The following is a 21,818-nucleotide window of genomic DNA, read 5'->3' as shown; positions in this document are numbered from 1 at the left end:
TAATTCGGCTAAAGAAGAAGGTGGTGGGATTTACTGCAGCTATTTTTCCAGTCCGAGTTTAGTGAATGTAACGATTACGGATAATTCGGCGGGAGAAGATGGCGGTGGGATTTACTGCATTGATAAGTCCAATCCGAGTTTAGTGAATGTGACGATATCGAATAATTCGGCGGGAGAAGATGGCAGTGGGATTTACTGCAGCTATTCTTCCAGTCCGAGTTTAGAGAATGTGACGATATCGAATAATTCGGCGGGAAAAGATGGCAGTGGGATTTACTGCTTGCGTTCCAGTCCGAGTTTAGTGAATGTGACGATTACGAATAATTCGGTTTATGGTGATGGTGGAGGTATAAACTGCTATTGGAATTCCAGTCCGAGTTTAGTGAATGTAACGATTACGGATAATTCGGCTGATGGAGAAGGTGGTGGGATTTTCTGCTGGGATCATTCCAGTCCGAGTTTAGAGAATGTGACGATATCGAATAATTCATCTGTATTGGCTGGAGGTGGGATTTACTGCGGTAACTCTTCCAGTCCAAGTTTAGTGAACTGTATTTTTTGTAATAATTCACCCCAGGAAGTTTTCTTCAAGGAGGATTATGATCCAAATACAATAACAATAGCTTATTCTGTTATTGATGGAGGAGTGGAGGGAATAGAAACCAACAATAATGGGACAGTTAACTGGTTAGAGGGTAATATTGATGCTGATCCATTATTCTTGGATGCTTTGGTGGGGGATTATCATCTGACAGAGGATTCACCCTGCATTGATACTGGTATTGCTTATTTTGAGTTTATTGATAAAGTCTTAATTGATTTAAGTAAAGATGAATATTCTGGTTCTGCGCCTGATATGGGGGCTTATGAATAAGGTATGATCGAGACTGACGAATTGAAAATTGAAAATGTAATGTAAGAAAAGAATATTTACCACGAAAGCCACGAAATTACGCGAAAAAATATAATGTAAGAGTTTAAGCAACGAATAGCTTTCATATATTACAGCTCATCAAGACAAAACGAACAAAACGAACTGAAGACGTATAAGACAGGAATTAAATGTAAGAATTATTTAGCCGCAAACAACCGCGAACAATTTAATGAAATACCAGCCAAGTTTTTGTCACACTTTCACATCTCTTGTTGCGCCGTAATCTGATGAAGGCGAATCGCACCCTCAATTTTTCTCTGTGATCTCTGTGCCTCTGTGGTGAAATTTCTTACATTACATTTAATTTTACATTCTTGTCAGCCTATGGCTGATTACATTTTCAATTTTCCATTATTCTCCCCTTCACCCCTTCTCACTTACTCACTTCTCACTTCTTTCGTTCTTCAATTATCTGAATGAAATTCATTAATCTTGACATGATATGGGGAGATAGTAAAATTTTACGGAACTAAATAATGTTGTAAATGGGAGAATAATATGTTGCTTCATACTAAATTTTTACAGATGGCAAAAATTCAGGGGAAAAAGACAGCAGTTATTGATACTGCGACTGGTAAGACCTATACTTATGATCTGATGCTGATAGCTTCGCTGATCCTTAAAGGGCGGTTTGACCGGATTGAGGGGAAATATCTGGGCATTATGCTGCCCACTTCTGCTGGATGTCATCTGGGAGTGATAGCCACTCTGATGTCCGGGAAAATACCTGTGATGATCAATTACAGTACAGGAGCTATTGAAAATAGTATTTATGCCCAGGAGAAATGCGGTTTTGAGACGATAATCACCAGTAAAAAGCTGCTGGAGAAATTACGGCTGGAACCACTTCCGGAAATGATCTATATAGAAGATATCCTGGAAAAGGTGAGTAAAATAGAAAAGGTTATAGCAGCATTGCATAGTAAACTGCCCTATAAAATTTTGAAGAACTATATACATAAGGGTGATCCCGATGAACCATCTGTGATACTTTTTACCTCAGGGAGCGAGAAAGACCCTAAGGCGGTGCAGCTTACGCATAATAATATCTGGCACAATGTGCGGGAATTACCTGATTTTGTCGGAATGGCGAAAGATGAGATATTTGCCGGGACATTGCCCTTGTTCCATGTGTTTGGAATCACAGCAACTTTCTGGCTGCCGCTATTGATGGGGACAACAGTGGTTACTTTTGCCAATCCGCTTGATTATAAACTGATCGTGGATAAGATACGAGAGCTTAAGATCACCGTGATGATAGGGACACCGACCTTTTTTGCCGGTTATCTTAAGAAATGCAGTCCGGGAGATTTTGACAGTATCCATATAGCCGTAACCGGAGCCGATAAATTAAATGACAAATTGCGCTTAACCTATCTGGAAGATCATGGAATTAAGGTTTTAGAGGGTTATGGTGCCACTGAGACGAGTCCTGTGGTATCTTTGAATACCTTTGAGAACTATCGTCCGGGTAGTATTGGCAAGCCAATACCCGGAGTGCAGGTGAAGATAGTTGATACTAATACCGGGGAAGAAGTCCCACGCGGAGAGGAGGGCAAGATACTTGTGAAGGGTGAGATGGTGATGATGGGTTATCTGGGTGATCTGGAACAGACAACCTTGCATATCAGGAATGGCTGGTATGATACCGGTGATATGGGAGTGCATGATGAAGAAGGTTTCATGTGGCATAAAGGCAGGCTGAAACGCTTTGTGAAAGTAGGCGGAGAAATGGTGTCACTGGTGCGTACGGAAGAAATACTCACTAAGCTATTACCAGATGATGTGTACTGCTGCGTGGTGGATGTACCTAATCCTACCAAGGGAGCTGATGTGGTGGCAGCTATCGCCAATGGAAATTTTGATCAGAAGGAGGTATTGCATCAATTAAAGAAACTATTACCAGCGATCGCAGTGCCCAAGGAATTTTATGTGGTAGATGATCTGCCCTTGATGGGAAGTGGTAAAGTGAATTTCAGAGAGGTGGAGCAGATCTGCCGTAAATTAAGAAAACAAAAAAAGAAATAAGGAAGGATGTGGATGTTACTGCAGAACCGGTTTGTGACAGCAGCTAAGAAATACGGAAAGAGGATTGCTATCTATGATGTGCTGAGCGGAAAAGAATATAGTTATGAAAGGCTATTGATAGCCGCTCTGCTGCTTAAGGGCAAGCTTGAGAGCGTGAAGGGGACATATCTGGGGATCATGATACCAACTACAGCAGGATGTCATATAAGCATATTGGGTGCTTTAATGGCTGGCAAGGTGCCGGCTATGATCAATTACAGTACCGGAGCTATTGACAATTGCAATTATGCCCAATCTTTGTGCGGCGTGGAGCATGTTCTCACAAGTAAGGGTCTGCTTAAGAAACTAAATCTGCCAGGTCAGCCTAATTTTATCTATATAGAAGATATATTAAAGCAAATAACCAAGATAGATAAGCTCAAGGCAGCGCTATTGAGCAAGCTGCCAGCCGGGCTCCTGGGAAATTATATTCATCAGGGGAATGATGATGATAATTGCGTGATACTATTCACATCCGGTAGTGAAAAAGACCCAAAAGCTGTCCAACTTACGCATAATAATATCTGGCATAATGTGCGGATAATCCCTGATCATCTGGGTATGGTCGATGGAGAAGTATTTGGCGGTTCATTACCCTTATTCCATGTGTTTGGCTTAACGGCAACCTTCTGGCTGCCGATCTTGAAGGGTTACAGTATTGTGGCATTTGCCAATCCGCTGGATTATAAAACAATTGTAAGCTCGATCAGGAAATATAAGATCTCCGTATTGGTGGGAACTCCCACCTTTTTTAACGGCTATCTTAAGAAAGCGGAAAAGGGCGATTTTGAATCTGTGCATCTGGCCATCACTGGAGCAGATAAATTACCGGAAAAAATGCGCTTAAATTACTTGAATAATCATAACGTGCAGATACTGGAAGGTTATGGAACTACGGAAACCAGCCCAGTTGTATCAGTGAATACCTATGAAAATTCGCGTCCCGGCAGTATCGGCAAGCCAATACCGGAAGTGCAGGTGAAAGTGATCGACCGGGAAACTGAGCAGGAACTGGCAGCAGGCGAGACTGGTAAGCTGCTGGTGAAAGGTGCCCTTGTGATGAAGGGTTATATGGGAGATGTGGAAGATACCAGTCTTCATATCCGTAATGGCTGGTATGACACCGGGGATATGGCAATGATAGATGAAGATGGCTATATCTGGCATAAAGGCAGACTGCGTCGATTTATCAAAGTCGGGGGAGAGATGGTTTCCCTGGTGCGTACAGAGGATGTGCTCAGCAAGTATCTGGATGAGGATATTAATTGCTGTGCAGTGGGCATTCCTGATGAGATCAAAGGCTATCAGATCGTGGCAGCAGTTGATGCGGATGGGATAAATAAAAAAGACCTGATCCATAAACTAAAGAAAGAATTACCACCTATTGCTATTCCCAAAGAAATTTATCATATTCCGGATATCCCTTTAATGGGCAGCGGAAAAGTAAATTTCCGGGAAGTGGAACGGATCTGCCGTGAGATGCATAAAAAGAATAGAGAGAAATAATAATTTGAGAAATAGATGCTGATAGAATTACTGAAACCGTATTATGATACAGAGATATTCGGGCTGACTTTATTTAATGTAGTCCAGTATATAACCTTTAGATTTGTGATCGCTTTTATTACCAGTCTGGTGATCACACTGGTGCTGGGACCTCTTTTCATCAAATTATCACGCAAGATCAATTATAGTGAAGATGTGAGTGGCTATCTGTGTGAAGTGGGTCACGATTGCAAGATCGGCACACCCAGTATGGGTGGCTTGATCTTCCTGAGTGGTACTTTGATCTCGTCTTTGCTTTGGAGTGACCTTAAGAATGTGTATGTACTGATACTCTATTTTGCAGTGATCTGGCTGGGGACGCTGGGATTCATAGACGATTATCTGAAAAACGTGAAGAAATATAAAGCTGGCCTGATAGCAAGATATAAGCTGATCGGGCAATTAATACTGGGGCTGGCAATAGCATTATATCTTTATAAATATCACCAGGGATCGATTAGTTTAACGAGCATTAATATTCCCTTTTTCCGGCATCTGATGATCAATCTGAAGTGGGTGTTCATTCCTTTTGTGGTCTTTATGATAGTTGCCACCAGTAATGGTACAAATCTCACAGACGGTCTGGATGGACTCGCTACGGGTTCATCGGCAATAGCCCTTCTCGGATTGGCAGTGATGGCATATCTTAAGGGTAATTTCCGTTTTGCTGATTACCTGCTGCTGGATTATATCCCTGAGGCGGCAGAACTCACGGTATTTATTTCCGCCCTGCTGGGAAGTCTTATGGGCTTTTTATGGTTTAATTGCAAGCCAGCTCAGATATTTATGGGTGACACGGGTTCGCTGACCCTGGGTGGAGTGATGGCGATCACTGCTGTGATGCTGCGGGAAGAGATATTCCTGGTGATAGTGGGAGGGGTGTTTGTAATGGAAGCATTATCTTCCTTATTACAGATACACTATTACAAATATACAAGGCGAAGAACAGGGACACCGAAGCGATTATTTCTAATGGCTCCGCTTCATCATCACTTTCAAAAGAAAGGATATTCTGAGGAAAAGATAGTAGTACGGTTCTGGATAATATCTATATTGCTATTAGCAGTTGCTCTTTCAACTATCAAGCTGCGCTGAACTGGGTATCAGGCAGGTAAATATAGCACCGTCAGCGTAATTCTGAACCGAAATTTCTCCACCAAAGTGCTTTTCGATTATCGTTTGCGCCAGGAATAAGCCCATGCCAGTACCTTTATCTCCTTTCGTGCTAAAATAGGGTAAAAATACATTATCTAAATTCTCGCCTTTGATCCCACCAGCATTATCCTTCACATTTATGATTATATGATCTTCAGTTGCTTGAGCAAGTATTTCAATAACTCCGGTTCTGTTTTCAGATCCATTCAAGGCATCAACAGCATTATTGATCAGGATAAGCATCACCTGGATGATTTCATTGATCTTGCCCTTGAGGATAATCCCAGGTTTAATATCAATTCTGAGATCAATATCATATTTTTTAAGACGTCTGCCTACTAATGCCTGCAGGGGTCCATCAATCTCAGACAATTCGAAATCTGTATCATCAGTCTGGGGTGAATAGAAGTTTCTGAAATCATTAAGAATATTATTCATATCAGTGACGACAATGGAGATATTACCGATAGATTTCTGGAGGAATTCTTCATCCAGGGCATCATAATCCCAGGCATCCATGAGAGCAGAGGATAATACTGATATCTGGTTTAAAGGCTGTTTCCATTGATGGGTAATGGCTGCTATCATTTCTCCTAATTGAGCATGGCGTGATTGCAGTATCAGCATCCTATTGCGTTCTTCCACTTCCTTAACTGCTTTTTCCACCTCAAATTCCAGCTTTTCCTTGTGACCCAAGAGCTTTTTCCTGCTCTGATTAAGGTCATAGAATACGCTTTCCAGAGGATTTTTGATACCGGCAATAATAATGGCTTTATAGATCAGGAAAAATGAGATGATCTTGAAGATATGACCTGTCATGATAGTAGTATCATACACTAAATGGTAAATAGAGAAAAAGACTTCAGAAATAATCGAGGCTAGTATTGCCAGGATCATTAATTTCCAGAGATTCGGTTCAAATTTACTTCTATTTTTCCAGAGATTATAGATAGCTACAAGCAGTATGACAATTATAATCAGTTCACTGATCTTCTTGAAAGCAGTTAGTCCCGTTTCATATAAATAACAATCAGGGAAGACGTGCCAGTAGAATATCGATAGTATAGCGAGAACGATATATATATGAAATAATGAAACAATTTTGAGGAGATTCAGTTTTCTGCCCAGATAGAAAGGAGCCAGGAAAAAGGAAATACTCTGTAGATAACGGGCAGCAATCCAAAGCTGGGTAGGAATATTAGCCTTTTGTTCATCAGGCAGGGGTATAATAGAGAGACCCTGATATGAGAAAGAATGCAGCAGATCAAGAAATCCCACAAAGATAAGAGCAATCCCAATGAAAAGCAGATAATTATTATTTATCACTTTTCTGGTATTCCAGGTGAACATGAATATGGCAAAGGTGATAACTATACTAAAGATCTCACTCATAGTATGGAATAAGAGAAAATTTAATCTACTGATCGCAAACAACAAAATCAGAGCGATAATACTTGAAAAGTACTGCCTGATCATTATCTTTGACAAACTATTGCTCCCTGATCAATCTATTTCTTCCGGTAACAGGCTTTTGGCGATGTTTCTGATGAAAGGCTTCACTCCAGAAGTGAACTGCCCTATTTCCTGTTTACTGTTTTCAAGGGCATTTTGCCAGGCAGGACCAAAGCCTGGAGACTGAGCAGTGAGAATATCAATAGCTTTTTGATAGATAGCCAGTTGCTGCAATTCTGCTCTTGAGGCTTTTTGAGAGAGTGCATCAAGTGATTTTTGCAAGTTACTATTGGTCTTTCCCAAGTCTTTTATCTTGTTTTTCATAGCAGCTACAGATTCCAGTTCCACTTCCAGTCTATCCTGCAGCATCTGCTTTTGACGAGTAATTTCTTTGCGCAGTTTACGGCTGTTGCCATTTCCCCTGAAAACAAAATAAACAGTCAGCAGCAAACCAATAGCCAGACCTATGGCAAACGAAGGGAGATTAATATTAAAAGATATTTCCTGCATAATTCTTCCTTATTTATGTTTTGACAATTCAATAATTTTAAGCAGCAAAGCCCTAAGATCAAGTCCTACAGCTTTGGCTGCCATTGGTGTAAGACTCAGAGACGTCATTCCCGGGAGGGTATTCACTTCCAGGAAATAGAACTTATCCCCATCATAGCGGAAATCTATTCGACTATAGACTTTACATCCCATTGTATTAAAAATGTCAAGCGCATATTGCTGAATAGTTTCTTTTTCTAATTCGGTCAGGTCTGCGGGGCAGATATATTCCGTATTACCATGGGTATATTTATTGGCGAAATCATACCAGCCCTGATATGGTTTGATCTCTACCACAGGCAGTGCTTTATCATCCAGAATAGTTACTGTCAATTCTCTGCCCGGAATAAATTTTTCACAGAGCAGCCAGTCGTTATGTTTCCAGGCATCGGTCATGGCTTCGGTTAATTCTGATTTTTCCTTTACAATACTTATGCCCACAGAAGAGCCGGAAGAATTAGGTTTCACCACTAAAGGTAATCCCGTGAAATTAATGATCTCTTCCTCAGAATAAAAGTCAGATTTATTGAGGTAAACCCGTGAAGGGACAGGAATATTTAATTGAGTAGCCAGATCAAGAGCAGTATTTTTATCCATCGCCAGCTGACAGGCTTCTGAGCCTGAGCCGGTAAACGGCAGGTCATGAGATTCCAGGTGGTTCTGCAAACTTCCATCTTCACCAGCAGCACCATGAAGTCCCATAAATATCATGTCTGGCTGGGCACTTTTCAGATGAGCGATCAGAGCAGTCCAGTCAGTAAAATCTGCCGGATCAAGTATTTCTGCTATCATCTCATCAGATTCCAATGCAGACTTGATCGTGTGGGATGTAAGCAGCGATATTTCACGTTCCGCTGAAATCCCTCCACCCAGTATTATTATTTTTTCCATGACTAACTCAATATCAACTATCAATAAAAGTCAAGAAAAACCTGATATTACCCTGAATTTATCTTAATCCAAACTCAGCTTCAACTTCCTTTTATCAGGAAATTCTTCCGGCATGGGTCCTGTGAAAGATATTTCCTGGCTCGCTTCATCCCAGTTAAATGGTTCGTCGGAATAAAGATTATACCATTTATCTTTATTATTATCCAGGAATAATTGTACATCACTTGAGGCTATTTCATGATGCTTAATACTTGCCGCTGCACGTAACATAGTGCTTTTCAGTTCAAGGTCCCTTACCATAACAAGATAACGGTAATAAACACTATCTATCCTTGACATTTCCAAAGCAACTCCCACTGTGTTATTGAAGTATTCAATGAAGTGGGGTTTTGGTAAGCTGGGATTTGAGATTTCTTGAGCAAATTGAGGATAGGGTAACTCAGAAATAGCAATGTATTGCTTGAAAGCCCTGAGACTGAAATTGATTATTTGACTTGCTTTCAATAAGGGAGGATTGGCGTTTCTGATATCTTCCAGATCAACTTTATAATCAAGAAAGCCATAAGGAGAATCCAGCATGGAAACCGTGTAAGAAGCTTCAATATTATATTCATAGACATAAGCATTACGAAAGCTCAGAGCTTCCCAGCTTAGGGCAGGTATCCCATTGAGCAATTTTTCATAAGAAGGATCAAAATCCTGCTTATAATTGAGCATTTTCTGGCAGGTATCCTGCGAAAGCTGCATCAAAACAGAGCTTGTGAGTTTCATGATCATAGAATCGCTTTCTTCCAGCATTCGATTAGTTATATCAAAGGTCTTTAACAGCATATCAATTGCTTCATCTTTATCACCAGTCAGATATTCCAGGCAGACATTGGATAAAAAGAGACGATGATAATTGACCAGTGCTATCAAAGGTGGAGATATCACTGCTATATCAGGGAAGAGTCTTGTGCTGATATATGGATAATCTGCTATCTGGTAATAACGTTTTTGCAGATAACTAAATCTGTCCATATTTGATTTTATAAATGACTGGTCAGCAAGTAACGCATTATAGAAATCTTCTGCCTGCCAGATAGAGATCAACGTATTGGAATCAATGTCCAGCTTACAGCTAAGATCTGGTTGTGGTGCGAATTCGTCTCTTTTTTTTCCTGCTTCCCGTAATCTATAATAGTCCATAATGAATTCATTTGCATCCTGGATGGATCTATAACCTCTTTCAAACGGGTCTTCATCGCTTCCAGCAGCAAAGCAGATCAATTGGTAATAACCGTTATCCTCAGGGTTTGCCTCTGTGCTGTAATCAATTAACCAGGACTCAGTGTCTGGCAATAGTGGTTCTGTATATTGGATGACCATATTAAAAATCACAAATATCAGAGTGGAAATGGAAAAAAGGATTTTACCAACCCGCCATTTCTTTTGATCAGCAGCAGATTCACTTTCCTGAATATCCTGTCCTTTATTCACGATCATGCATCCAGAAAGCTTGTCTGCCCAGGTCTGGTGTCGGCTATCCCAAAATTGCCAAAGAAATCCCAGGAAAAATGAAAACAAGGAGATAAGGAATATTATAAATCGCCAGACAGCAGTCAGTAAATTTGGTTTCTTACCAGTTTGTATCTTACGCATTCGCAGACGGAAAATCAGCATACCCGGCGTGGCTCCAGCTAAAACCCAGAATATGATCAGATAAACTGCCGGGATGATCAGTACAGTAAACAAAATTATCAGGGATAGTTCTTTTCCATTTACAGCATCTCCTGCCATCAGGTAGATACAGAACAGCAGAATAAAATCAATAATAAAGGCTGCAAGACGTTTCATTCCGAAACCAAAACCAGTAGTGGTATTACTCATAATTTCTCCTCATTTCTTTCAGGTATATAAAAAGAATAATTAATGATCTCAACCCAGTTTTAGTATCCACACTTTAATAAGCAAGTAATATCTTCCTTTGTTCTTTCTTTTATTTAGCAAAAGGTCAGCTAATGGTCAATCAGAGGACAGGGGTTTGGTGGCAACTGATCGCCAGAAGTCTTGTCTGGAGTACCAGCTCAAAACTGCCTGGCTGGGTGGATTGCGTTTAATTTTAGCACGTAGTGCTTATTTAATTGTAGTAAATAGGCACCAGATTATCATCGCCATGTCCACTATGTCCACTATGTCCACTACGTCCCCTAAGTCCACAGCCAGAAAATGTAATATTAAGATTATTAACCGCGAAAGCCGCTAAATAACGTGAAAAAATGTAATGTAAAATAAATTAAGCAAAAGACTTTGATACTACCCATCAGCAATTTTGTGATTGACAGGGAGGGGCAGGTTGAGAAGTTTCCCCAAAATGTAAGAATGGAGTTATAATGAAGAAGATATTAGTATTATTGATTTTAGCGGGGATATGTTTTGCTTGGGGTGCAGCCGTGAGTATTGAAGATGCTCAGCAAGTGGCGGGTAATATAATAAATGAACGCGGTGATCTTTCAAATCTTAACTGGACAGGAACTTATGTAATTGGTGAAGAAACGCCGGACTTCTATATATTTAATCATGACAATTCGGGTTATGTAATAGTCTCTGGTGATGATAGAGCCATTCCCGTACTTGCCTACAGTTTTGAAAGTGAATATGATCCAGCCAATCTGCCAGTTCAGATGAGTGACTGGTTTTTTGAATGGCAGTGGCAAATGGAACAGATACGAGTAAATGATCTGTCAGCAGATGATAAAATAAATAATGAATGGCAGCGTTTACGTGTACCTGCAAATGAATTTGAAATTGAACGTGACCTGCGCGATGTGTCACCAATGATGACCAGCAACTGGAATCAGGATTCACCCTGGAATCAGGATTGCCCTTATGGACCGGGTCAAAACAATCCTTTTGTATTTTCAGGTTGTGTGGCAGTATCTATGGCACAGGTAATGTATTTCTGGGGTCATCCCGCTGTTGGGGTTGGTTCTCACACATATAATCACTCACAATATGGCACGATAAGCTGTGATTTCTCAGAGACAGAATTTAATTATGACAGTATGCAAAACAGCTATGCAACAGCTGAGACCAAAGAACTGCAGTGGGCCTGTGGCGTGGCAGTGGAAATGGATTACAGTTCAAGTGGATCCGGAGCACAGGTGGGTTATGGCAATTATAGTGCTCGTAATGCCATGGTGATCAATTTTGATTATCATCCTTCCGCAACATTCAGGGCAAAAGACAGTTCTTCAGCCAGCACTTATGAAGCCTATATCAGAGAAGATCTTGATAATGGCATGCCCCTGATCTATAGTGGTGTGGGTAATGCTGGCGGACATGCCTTCAATCTGGACGGCTATCAGGGTACCAGTTATTTCCATTTCAATTTTGGCTGGTCAGGATATGGAAATGGTTATTTCTATTTAGCAAATATTAATCCTGGTGGCAGCGCTTTCAATGAAAGCCAAGGTGGAGTTTTCAGTATGTTTCCTTATGAAGATCTTTCTGCACCTTATGATGTGACTGCAGTAGTATTAAACGAAAATGATATATTGCTCAGTTGGGATCACAGTGAATTAGATCGCAGTTTACTGGGCTTTAATGTTTATAGTAATGGTGTGCTGGAAGATACTACTGATCCCGACGAGACAAGCTTCATGTTCAATAATCTTGCTCAGGGAACCTATCTCTTCTGGGTGACAGCATTATTTGTAACCGGTGAATCTGATATGAGCGAGATGGTTTCGGCTACAATTGCTCCAGCTACTGCCCCCGTGGCGGATGCTGGAGATGATTTTACTGCTGTTTCTGGTGAAGAAGTTACCCTCGATGGCAGTGGGTCTTATGATATTAATGGTGATCTGCTGAGTTATAACTGGACTGCACCTGCTGGTATCGAGCTTTCTAATAATGCGATTTCCAGTCCCGTATTTACTGCTCCCCAGGTTACAGATGAAACACAATATACATTCAGTCTGGTAGTTTCTGATGGTACATTTTTCAGTGATCCAGATGAAGTTACTATCACTATTGTCATGACCGATAACGACGAAAATGAAGTTTCAGATGCAAATCTGGTACTACTGGGAAATTATCCCAATCCTTTCAATCCTGAAACGGAGATAGTATTTAATCTGAATTCCGCTTCTGAAGTGGAATTGAGCATCTATAACCTGAAAGGTCAGATGATAAGGACTTTGGTTAACGGAAATATGTCTGCTGGTGAACAGCGGGTTATCTGGAACGGCATGGATAGTTCAAATAATGCTGTCGGCAGCGGAATTTATTACTATCAGATCAGATCAGGAAGATATACTTCTACCGGTAAAATGGTACTGTTGAAATAAATTAATCATAAGTGCAGCGATTGGATGAAATACTCTCTCGCTGCACTTTTTTTTTGCCTAAAAATATAAAGTAAGACTTTTGAAGCTGTTGTATCGTTGTAACCAGACCATCCCTGGTCTGGGCGGGGGAAGAATCCAAGACCAGGGATGGTCTTGATACAATGGGTCCAGTCACCAGAAGCCTTGTTCTGAGTACAGCCCAAAACTCCTGCTTAGTTTGGTGTAACTATTGTATAATTACAGTTGCGTAACTTAATTTCAGTGATTAACAAGCCATAGGGAACCCACAGAGAGGGTACAGGGGGCAGGGCGAAAGGTGAAAATAGGATATAACTTATTGTTTAATATGAAGTAACGGATTATTTTGAGCTGTTTGATGAGAAATCAGAAGAAAAAAATCAGTTACAGAACACAAAAATAATTCTATCAGATGAAACGATCAGAGTAATAATATGTATATGTGATCATACAGAGTAATATGATTCAGGAATTCTGCTTTATCCACAATATACTTTTTAAACGGTCTCATATAGATTGCATTTTCATGTTTTCAACCGGCAAACAAGTGTATCAACAAAGCACAATCTAACAAAAAAATGTCAGTACGTGCTTTGTTGTTCCTCCTCTAATCCTCCTGTTGACATGCAGGCGATATTAACTATTATATTGCAGGGAGTTATGATTAAAAAGCGCAAGTTTACATAATATTATACTGATAATCTGGTATTTATACTATTTTCATCTTTTTCTGTGAGATACGTATAATAGTATTATGTGAGAGCTAAGATAATTTAATGTAAGAATTTTAACCATCCTTCGCTTACGCTGCAAAAAGCTACGGCACAGCAGGCTGAAGGCACAGAATACACTGAAAAATGTGATAAGAAGAATATCTATAGAAAAACCGCAAAATTATCTGTAAGGTAAGAATTTATATTCTTAATTGATATCGAAGAGTAATGCATCACCCGTATTTCTAATCCGTGGGATATTGGTTGAGCAGAGATTAAATTGTTATACCAGCTTTGCAATTATGTATAAAACTTAACCTCAATAAACATTTATTTCTCTTGACATGATTATAGACAGTGTTCTAAACTTGAATTAATTATAAAAAGAATGAGTATCTATCAAGGAGATTATTGATGTATAAGATTTATTGTCACATAAAAAGCAATCTAAATAGCTATATATATATATATATATAGGGCAATAAAATTATACGCACCCTGTAGTATCACGAGAATTTATCAGGAAGATCGTTATAAATTCGGCTGAGCGGGTAGTTTCAGTAATCTGAAACTATTTTACTATAGAACACTATGACAACGGGATAATAGAATTATTGGATATGATTTCAATAAAAGAGCTGCCTGAGCACAAGGAATGAACAGGCAGCCTGTGATAAAAATTAACACAGGCACAAGGAAAGTGCAGGAGATAAATATGTGCAAGAGATTTTTTTTAATTGTTTTGCTTGTAACGATAGCATTTTTGCAGGCAACCATAGAAGTAGATGATGATTATACGCCCGCGGCACAAGGTTGGGGAGTGACGAAATTTGATAATATTCAGGATGCAGTGGACGCTTATCCTAATGGTGCAGAAATCCTTATACACGCTGGAACTTATCAGGATGATGATGAAACAAGCGGAGTTGTGATACTTACAAATCCCAATGAAAATATTGTTCATTATGAATTGATTGGTGACAGTTCGGAAAATACGATTATTGATGGAGAAAATGAAAGAAGATGTGTTAATATCTATAGTCAAGGAGAGATGCCAATAATGTATGTAGGATTAACTAACCTTAAATTGATAAATGGAGATGCTCAAGATGGAGCAGGAATTCTGGCGGCATTGAACACCCGCCTTACAGTAAATAATTGCGTAATAAAAGATAATGAAGCATCTGTTAAGGGTGGGGGAATTTGTAGTATTAATTCCGGTACATGTGCCATGAATTTATTAAGCATTTATAACAGTGATGTATCAGATAATCAAGCCCAACATGGAGGTGGAATTTATTATCGTGATTCACAGAACTACCATAACCCTGTAACGATAGAGGGAAGTATTATAAAAAATAATACTGCTGTATTAGGAAAAGGAGGAGGATTAAATCTACAATATTGCGTTTTAGATTTCAATAACCTGATAATTATAGATAATGAAGTTACTGGTACAGGTGATATGGGTACTGGAGGTGGTATTTTTTGTCAAGATATGGAAACCGATCCTGATGCTAATGTAATTAATGCATGTCTTATCACAGGTAATCTTGCTTCAACAAGTGGAGGGGCATTATATTCCTCATATGAAGATGAGGGAAGTGAATTTGAATTAACAATGTTGACTATTTATGATAACTCCTCCACAAATGGTGTTGGTGGAATACACTTGGAATCTTTTGAAGCTCATATGGATATTCTTAACTGTATAGTTTATGCAAATGATGGACAGGATCAGATCAATAATACTGGAAACGGAGAGGTGGATATCTCGTATTCCTGTATTGAAAATGGCACAACTACTAATAGTAATATTACATCGATACCAAGGGTTGATACAAATAATAACTGTTCATTGTACTACTATAGTCCCTGCATTGATGCAGGTAATCCATCGACTACTTATGATGATCCTGATGGCTCAAGAGCAGATATGGGCTGGAAATATCATGAGCAGGATATATATACCTGGCAGTATGGGATATTTGAACGGGCTTATCTTTGGAAGAGTTTTCCAAAATTGCCCTTTGCTCCACCTGAGGATGAAAATACTGGTCAGGCAATTGATGTAGATGAAGCCTGGGAAAGCTGGAATCCAATTCCTGATGGGTTATATGCCTGGTATGGTAGAGAAGATGAATTACATGAATATGGAGAGTATGTTGCCGGATATTGGGATTGGGACAACGAAATAGATGTTTACAGCACGAATGGTTATAAAATGGAGAAGGATAATGGCGGTGGATGTTTGATGTTTTCCAGAGGTTTGAAGTGCCTGGATAATACAGTTATGACCTTAGCGGAAGGTGGAATCGGGTGGTTAGGATATTTTCTGGAGGACAGCCAGCTTGTTTTAGATGCTTTTCCTTCGGAAGTGATCGATGACGCCATAGTGATCAAGACAATGGACTGGAGCATCAGCCGACCCAATACCGATAGCCGCTGGTCTGGCACACCAGCATCCTGCTATATCAATTATGCTGATTGCGTTCTGATCACCACAGTAGATGATGAACATGAATTCCGCTGGGAAACCCCCGCGCGTAGTAGTGAGCCGGAATTGCGTCCAGTTGCCGAACATTTTACTTTTAATGATGATATTGATTACATCCCTGTATATGTAGAATTTGACGAAAACGATATCCCAAATGAAGTAGCAGTTTACGTAAACGATGTGTGCTGCGGGGCGCAGGTAGTGGAAGATACCATTAGCCAGATATGTGCTTATATCCTGGAAGAAGAGCAGGGAGAAGAAATAGAATTTGCTTTCTGGTATGAAGGAAGAAACTCTGTGGAACGCCGCAAGAGCTATCTGGTATATAATCTGGAAACTGACTTATATGAATCCGGAAGTCTGATCACTGGAATGCCCGGGATTCATTATGAAGTATCTTTTAAAGACCACTATGAGAACGTGGCTCCTATAGAATACGATCTTAACTGCTATCCAAACCCCTTTAATCCTGAAATAACAATATCTTTTTCAACCACAGAGGGCACAAAGTACACAGAGATAACTATTTTCAATGTAAAAGGTCAGAAAGTCAAGACTCTGGTAAGTGAATTATTCCGTCCTGATGATTATAATATAGTCTGGAAGGGAGATGACAATGCAGGTAATAAAGTCAGCAGCGGAGTTTATTACATCAGATTGCAGGTTGGTGAAGATATTGTAAATAGGAAAGTGATATTAATGAAATGAGAGTAGTGAGAAGAAAAATAAGTGAGAAGTGAGAAGAAGCAAGCCTGGCGCCTATTAGGGCGTCAGGTATATATAGGATGTGATTATGAAGAAGTATTTTGTTCTTATTGTTTTTTTTGCTTTGTTTTGGATAATACAGGGAGCTACAATTATTGTTGATATTGAGGGTAATGGAGATTATATATCTATCCAGGAAGGGATCAATGCCAGTGCTGATGGAGATACAGTGCTTGTTTATCCAGGCAGGTATTATGAAAATACAGATTTCAATGGGAAGAGTATTGCTCTTGGCAGCCTGGAAATGACCACTGGTAATAGAGATTATATTCACAATACGATAATTGATGGCAATCAAGCTGGATGCTGTGTGGCTGTTCATAATAATGAAGGAGAAGGTACAGCTCTTAGAGGATTTACTATTACAAATGGGATAGGTTTTCTGGATGGTTCAAGGAGATATGGAGGAGGGATATATGCTTCAGAATCTATTATTGAGATCACTAATTGTATCGTAGAATATAATAAAGCCATAGTAGGTGGCGGTATTTTAATAGAAGGTGGGCAGGTTAATTTAACAGGAAGTACTTTCAGATTTAATTATGGAACTAAATATGGAGGAGGAATTGCGAGTTATAATTTAAATAATTCTATAGAGTACTCAGAAGTAAATAGATGTAATGTGTATGAAAATTTTTCTCTTTTGGGGTTTGATGTACATAATTCAACAGAAAGTGGATCGTGCACAGAGGTAATTGTTGATACTTTCACAGTATCAGAACCTTGGGGTTATGAATTTTATCAGGGTGATGGGGACTTTATTCAAGACTATGAAAGTATGATCTTTGATGTCCAGCATTACAAATATGAACGAGTAGAATCTGATCTATTTGTATCAACTTCAGGAAATGATTCCAATAGTGGACTTTCAATAGAATATCCATTGCAAACAATCAATCATGCCTTGAGAATAATCTCTGCAGATGAAGAAAATCCCCGAACAATACATTTAGCTAATGGCATTTACACAACCATATTCAATTATCAATTATTTCCAATCAGTATGAGAGGTAATGTTTCTATTGTAGGAGAATCAAGAGACAACACGATCATTGATCTTAGTATAGGTCATCAGGGGTTTGTAATAGACTTATTTAGTGAAATGAATTACGAGTTAAAGAATTTTACAGTTAGAAACGCTTTTGTTGACGAGAATGATACTTTTTATAATAAAGGGTTTTATCTATCAAATAGATTGAATTATGATGGTCAAATAATTATAGAGAATATAAAAATGGAAGATAATGATATGATGATGTTGATTTCAGCGAGCAATATGAATATTGTTATAAAAGATGTCATTTTTAATAGCAATCATTACAGCTCTGATATTGTAACCGCTACAGGTGCTTTTCGCTATAATAAACGAGGTAATGCTGCCAGACATGTATTATTAGAGAACATAAAAAGCACTAATAATGAGGAAGGGAGTTTATATTTAGTGAGTCCAGAAAGCATAGAGCCTGAAGTTTGCCAGATTGATTTGGTGAATTCAGAATTCAGTGATAATTATTACGTTAATAATCAATCACCAGATTTTCATGTAGGACTTTCAATTGATACGGTAGGTGAGATGAATTTTAATATAATCAACTGTACTTTCACTAATAATCACATGACTGGACCTACGATTGGCAGCGCACCGATAAGATTATTATTTGGGTCGAATACTAATATCATTAACAGCATAATTTATAATAATACTGATCATTCGATAATCATAGAAGGAGAAAGTGGTTTTTTAACAACTCTGAATATGCATCATAATATAGTGGAAGGTGGACTTGATGGATTTATAACCCATCAGCCCTATGTGCTAAACTGGGATGAGGAGACAAACTGGGATACTGATCCGCTTTTTTTAGGAGAAGGAGATTATCCCTACTCGTTACAGGAAGGGTCACCGGCAATAAATATGGGAACAACTATTTTGCCCGAAGGAATTGAGCTTCCTGAATATGATCTGGCAGGCAATCCGCGGATCATGGGTAATGGGATTGAGCTGGGAGCTTATGAATATAATCCTTATGGCAATTCTACTGATGAGAATGTTATTGAAATCAATAATGATCTGCTTGTTTACCCAAATCCAATATCTATAAGCATTACAAGAGATGCAAAGGCAAATATCTTATGGCTGGGAGAAGGTTTTGGGGATGAATTATCTATTGAAATATTTAATATTAAAGGGCAGAAACTGCGTAAATTGAAAATTGATCCGCTTTCATATAATTACAGCGCGACAAGAGATGTAAAATTGAAAATGAATTCAGCATCTTGGGATTTATGTGATCAAGCAGGTGAAATAGTGAGTAGTGGGGTATATTTCGTAAGAGTGAAAGCCGGGAACGAATATATTGCTCAGTGTAAGTTGACAGTGGTGAAATAAAGTATCATCTTACTCATGCTAACTCGCTTATTGGTATAGATTAATAACTTCTATCCTCTATTCGACCATTGCGGAGTTCTATCGACCATTCGCAAGGTCTTGGCTGGTGTAAATTGAACAGTCTCAAGAGAAAATTTACAGATAAAACCAATAACTGCTTGACAAATAATTATACAATAGTAAAGAAATTATGCGATGGAGAGAAATAGGCTACTATTTAGATCAAGGAGAAAGAATGAGGGCTAAGATATTATTCTTTTTATTACTGGGCATTGGATTATTGACTTTGACAAGTTGTATGGACGATCTGGAAAATACCCCACGGGTAGCGACATTCTCAGATTTTTATCCCCTGGATGGAACCAGCGGGATAGAGCCATTTATTTCTTTATACTGGAGCTGCGAATTTGCCACCTATTATCAGTTATATTTCGGGACAAATGCCGATAGTCTGGAGATGATAGAGGAGAATTTGATTGTAACTGAGCAAGTGATAGATGAATTAGCATTAAGGACTACTTATTACTGGAAAGTAGTGGCATTTAATGGGAGTGATGTACCAGAATATGGACCGTTATTATCTTTTTCCACCCGAGATGGTGAATGGGGAGAATTTTATCCAGAGGATGGAGCAGACAGTTTATATTTATCTGTGGTATTCAACTGGGGTGTGAGCAGATCTGATATAGCTAAATTCCATAATAGTGAACAGATCAATGGGCTTGATATCAAAAACAGGGAAGATGCCACTTTGATATATTATGATCTCTATCTGGGAACAAATGAAGACAGTCTGGATATTCTGGTGGACAATATTGAGCTTCAATATGCTCAGGTAAGTGATCTATTTTATAATACAGAATATTACTGGCAGGTGAAAGCGAGGAATTATGTAAATGAACTTGCTGCCAGTCCGATACTAAGTTTCAGAACCAGACAACCAGTATGGGAGGCGTTATCTCCTGTGGATGAAGCAAATGATCAAGAGACAGGTCTGCAACTGGAATGGTCTATTGATGGAAGAACGCGAGCAAATCATGAGATAGTGAAGAGTATTGAAAAATCAGCAAAGAGATCAGGAGAATATGTCTATGACCTTTATTTTGGTCAATCATCGATTCAACTTGAGCAGGTAGCAACGGATTTAGAAGAGTCTTTTTATGAAATAGAGGATCTTGATTTCAGGCAGAATTATTTCTGGCAGGTCAGAGGGACTTATCAATCCACCCAGGAGTTAATTAGCCCGGTTTATGAATTTGAGACAAAAGACCGGTTTTCTGATATTCACCCCGGGGATTATGAAACCTATGTTGAAGTTGATCCGGTATTAAGCTGGAGCTGCATTGGAGCAGAGAGTTATAATCTATATCTGGGAATTGAGAACACAGGATTGAATCTTGTCGCAAGCGAGATCAGGGATACCACATATACACTTCATAACCTGGCTTATGAGACAATTTATCAATGGCGATTAGATGCATTACTGGCAGATGGCATAACATGGGAAGGTTCTGTGCTTAATTTTATTACAATAACTGATCCCGTACCGCCAGGTTACAAACTGCATAATCATTTGATCAGAGCAGAGATGCCTTGCAATATTGATGTGGTATATCGAGTAACAGATCGGGCAGATAACGTAAATACTGAGCTTGTGGAATCAGATTTCAGATTCCTGGAAGATGGGGAAGAGATCGATGCAGTAGAATCTGCTTTGCATATATATACCGGTGCGGATCTGAATACAACTAATAGAACCGTTTTGATGATAGATAACAGTACGAGTATGGATAGCCTGCTTGATGATATCAAGCTGGCAGCCTATCAATTTGTCGAGAATCTGGAGAGTAATCAGTATATGTGTGTATATACATTTTCTGAGCAGGCGGAATTGATAGTGGACTTCACCAATAATCAGGCAAATCTGGTGGGGGGAATTAATTCCATCCAAACTGGTTATTCATCTACTGACCTATACGGCTCAATCATCACGGGCTTACACCGTTGGGGAGATGTATATTACCCTGAGAATTTAATTAAAGGTAATTTGATCATGATCACAGATGGCAGTGATACCCAGGGTTCCACAACCTTGCAGGAAGCATTGGTTGAGCGTGGAAATAAGCAGGTTTATACTTTAGGAATTGGAAGTGAGGTAGATACAGAAGCTTTGATTGCCTTAGGTAATGGAGGATTTTATCTATTGAACACTGCCATTGAGGCGACGGGAACATTTTTGATTATCCAGCAGGAGATCAGTGATTATCTGAACAGCTTCTACTGGCTTAATTATATTACTCCCAAACGTGGAGATATAGATCACACGGTAGAGATCAGTGTAATTGATAATCCAAACACAGGCAGTACCAGCATAATCAATGGTACTTTCAACAGTGCAGGATTTTATGGAACAGTCCCCGGAGTGTATATAAATATAGATCCTTATAATGGTCTGCCTTACGGTATTGAGGAATATACTATAGCTGATTCTGCGAACCATATTCTGGAAGCA

General features: G+C 39.2%; 12 protein-coding genes. 8 read left to right on the top strand and 4 right to left on the bottom strand.

The window, feature by feature from the left end:
• The 4 genes from RAO94_00650 to mraY all read left to right on the top strand — a co-directional run.
• Positions 1–874: right-handed parallel beta-helix repeat-containing protein (locus RAO94_00650; GenBank protein ID MDP8320836.1), on the top strand; the 874-nt coding region annotated here is incomplete at its 5' end.
• A 585-nt stretch (positions 875–1,459) separates the two neighbouring features.
• Entirely contained in the window at positions 1,460–2,962 is a 1,503-nt protein-coding gene (locus RAO94_00645; GenBank protein ID MDP8320835.1) for an AMP-binding protein, read from the top strand.
• A gap of 12 nt (positions 2,963–2,974) precedes the next feature.
• Entirely contained in the window at positions 2,975–4,507 is a 1,533-nt protein-coding gene (locus tag RAO94_00640) for an AMP-binding protein (protein MDP8320834.1), read from the top strand.
• A 15-nt stretch (positions 4,508–4,522) separates the two neighbouring features.
• The gene (gene mraY / locus RAO94_00635; protein ID MDP8320833.1) at positions 4,523–5,641 is read left to right on the top strand and encodes a phospho-N-acetylmuramoyl-pentapeptide-transferase; all 1,119 of its coding nucleotides are present in this window, start codon (positions 4,523–4,525) and stop codon (positions 5,639–5,641) included.
• Here mraY and RAO94_00630 read toward each other — a convergent pair.
• From RAO94_00630 to RAO94_00615, 4 genes are all read right to left on the bottom strand, one after another.
• Complete coding sequence (locus RAO94_00630) at positions 5,621–7,177, bottom strand: MASE3 domain-containing protein (protein ID MDP8320832.1); 1,557 nt, start codon at positions 7,175–7,177, stop codon at positions 5,621–5,623. The two genes, mraY and RAO94_00630, sit on opposite strands and share 21 nt — an antisense overlap.
• A 27-nt stretch (positions 7,178–7,204) precedes the next feature.
• Positions 7,205–7,663 (bottom strand): LapA family protein, encoded by a 459-nt coding sequence (locus RAO94_00625; GenBank protein ID MDP8320831.1) that lies wholly within the window; start codon positions 7,661–7,663, stop codon positions 7,205–7,207.
• Between the two features lie 9 nt (positions 7,664–7,672).
• Positions 7,673–8,593: a D-alanine--D-alanine ligase gene (locus tag RAO94_00620; protein ID MDP8320830.1), complete on the bottom strand. Its 921-nt coding sequence runs from the start codon at positions 8,591–8,593 to the stop codon at positions 7,673–7,675.
• A 63-nt stretch (positions 8,594–8,656) separates the two neighbouring features.
• A complete protein-coding gene (locus tag RAO94_00615; protein ID MDP8320829.1) occupies positions 8,657–10,462 on the bottom strand; it encodes an RDD family protein in 1,806 nt (601 codons plus the stop codon).
• 503 nt (positions 10,463–10,965) lie between these two features.
• On the opposite strand from RAO94_00615, the gene RAO94_00610 reads away from it, so the two are divergent.
• The 4 genes from RAO94_00610 to RAO94_00595 form a co-directional block, all read left to right on the top strand.
• Positions 10,966–12,924 (top strand): C10 family peptidase, encoded by a 1,959-nt coding sequence (locus RAO94_00610; protein MDP8320828.1) that lies wholly within the window; start codon positions 10,966–10,968, stop codon positions 12,922–12,924.
• Between the two features lie 1,446 nt (positions 12,925–14,370).
• The gene (locus RAO94_00605; GenBank protein MDP8320827.1) at positions 14,371–16,860 is read left to right on the top strand and encodes a T9SS type A sorting domain-containing protein; all 2,490 of its coding nucleotides are present in this window, start codon (positions 14,371–14,373) and stop codon (positions 16,858–16,860) included.
• An 85-nt stretch (positions 16,861–16,945) separates the two neighbouring features.
• Entirely contained in the window at positions 16,946–19,306 is a 2,361-nt protein-coding gene (locus tag RAO94_00600) for a choice-of-anchor Q domain-containing protein (GenBank protein MDP8320826.1), read from the top strand.
• A 235-nt stretch (positions 19,307–19,541) separates the two neighbouring features.
• Positions 19,542–21,818 (top strand): VWA domain-containing protein (locus RAO94_00595; GenBank protein MDP8320825.1); only part of this gene is annotated, 2,277 nt, incomplete at its 3' end.

The sequence above is a fragment of the Candidatus Stygibacter australis genome, assembly GCA_030765845.1.
Taxonomy (GTDB): Bacteria; Cloacimonadota; Cloacimonadia; order Cloacimonadales; family TCS61; genus Stygibacter; species Stygibacter australis.
Note: the sequence above shows the minus strand (reverse complement) of the source record. Positions and strands in the feature narration are given on the sequence as shown.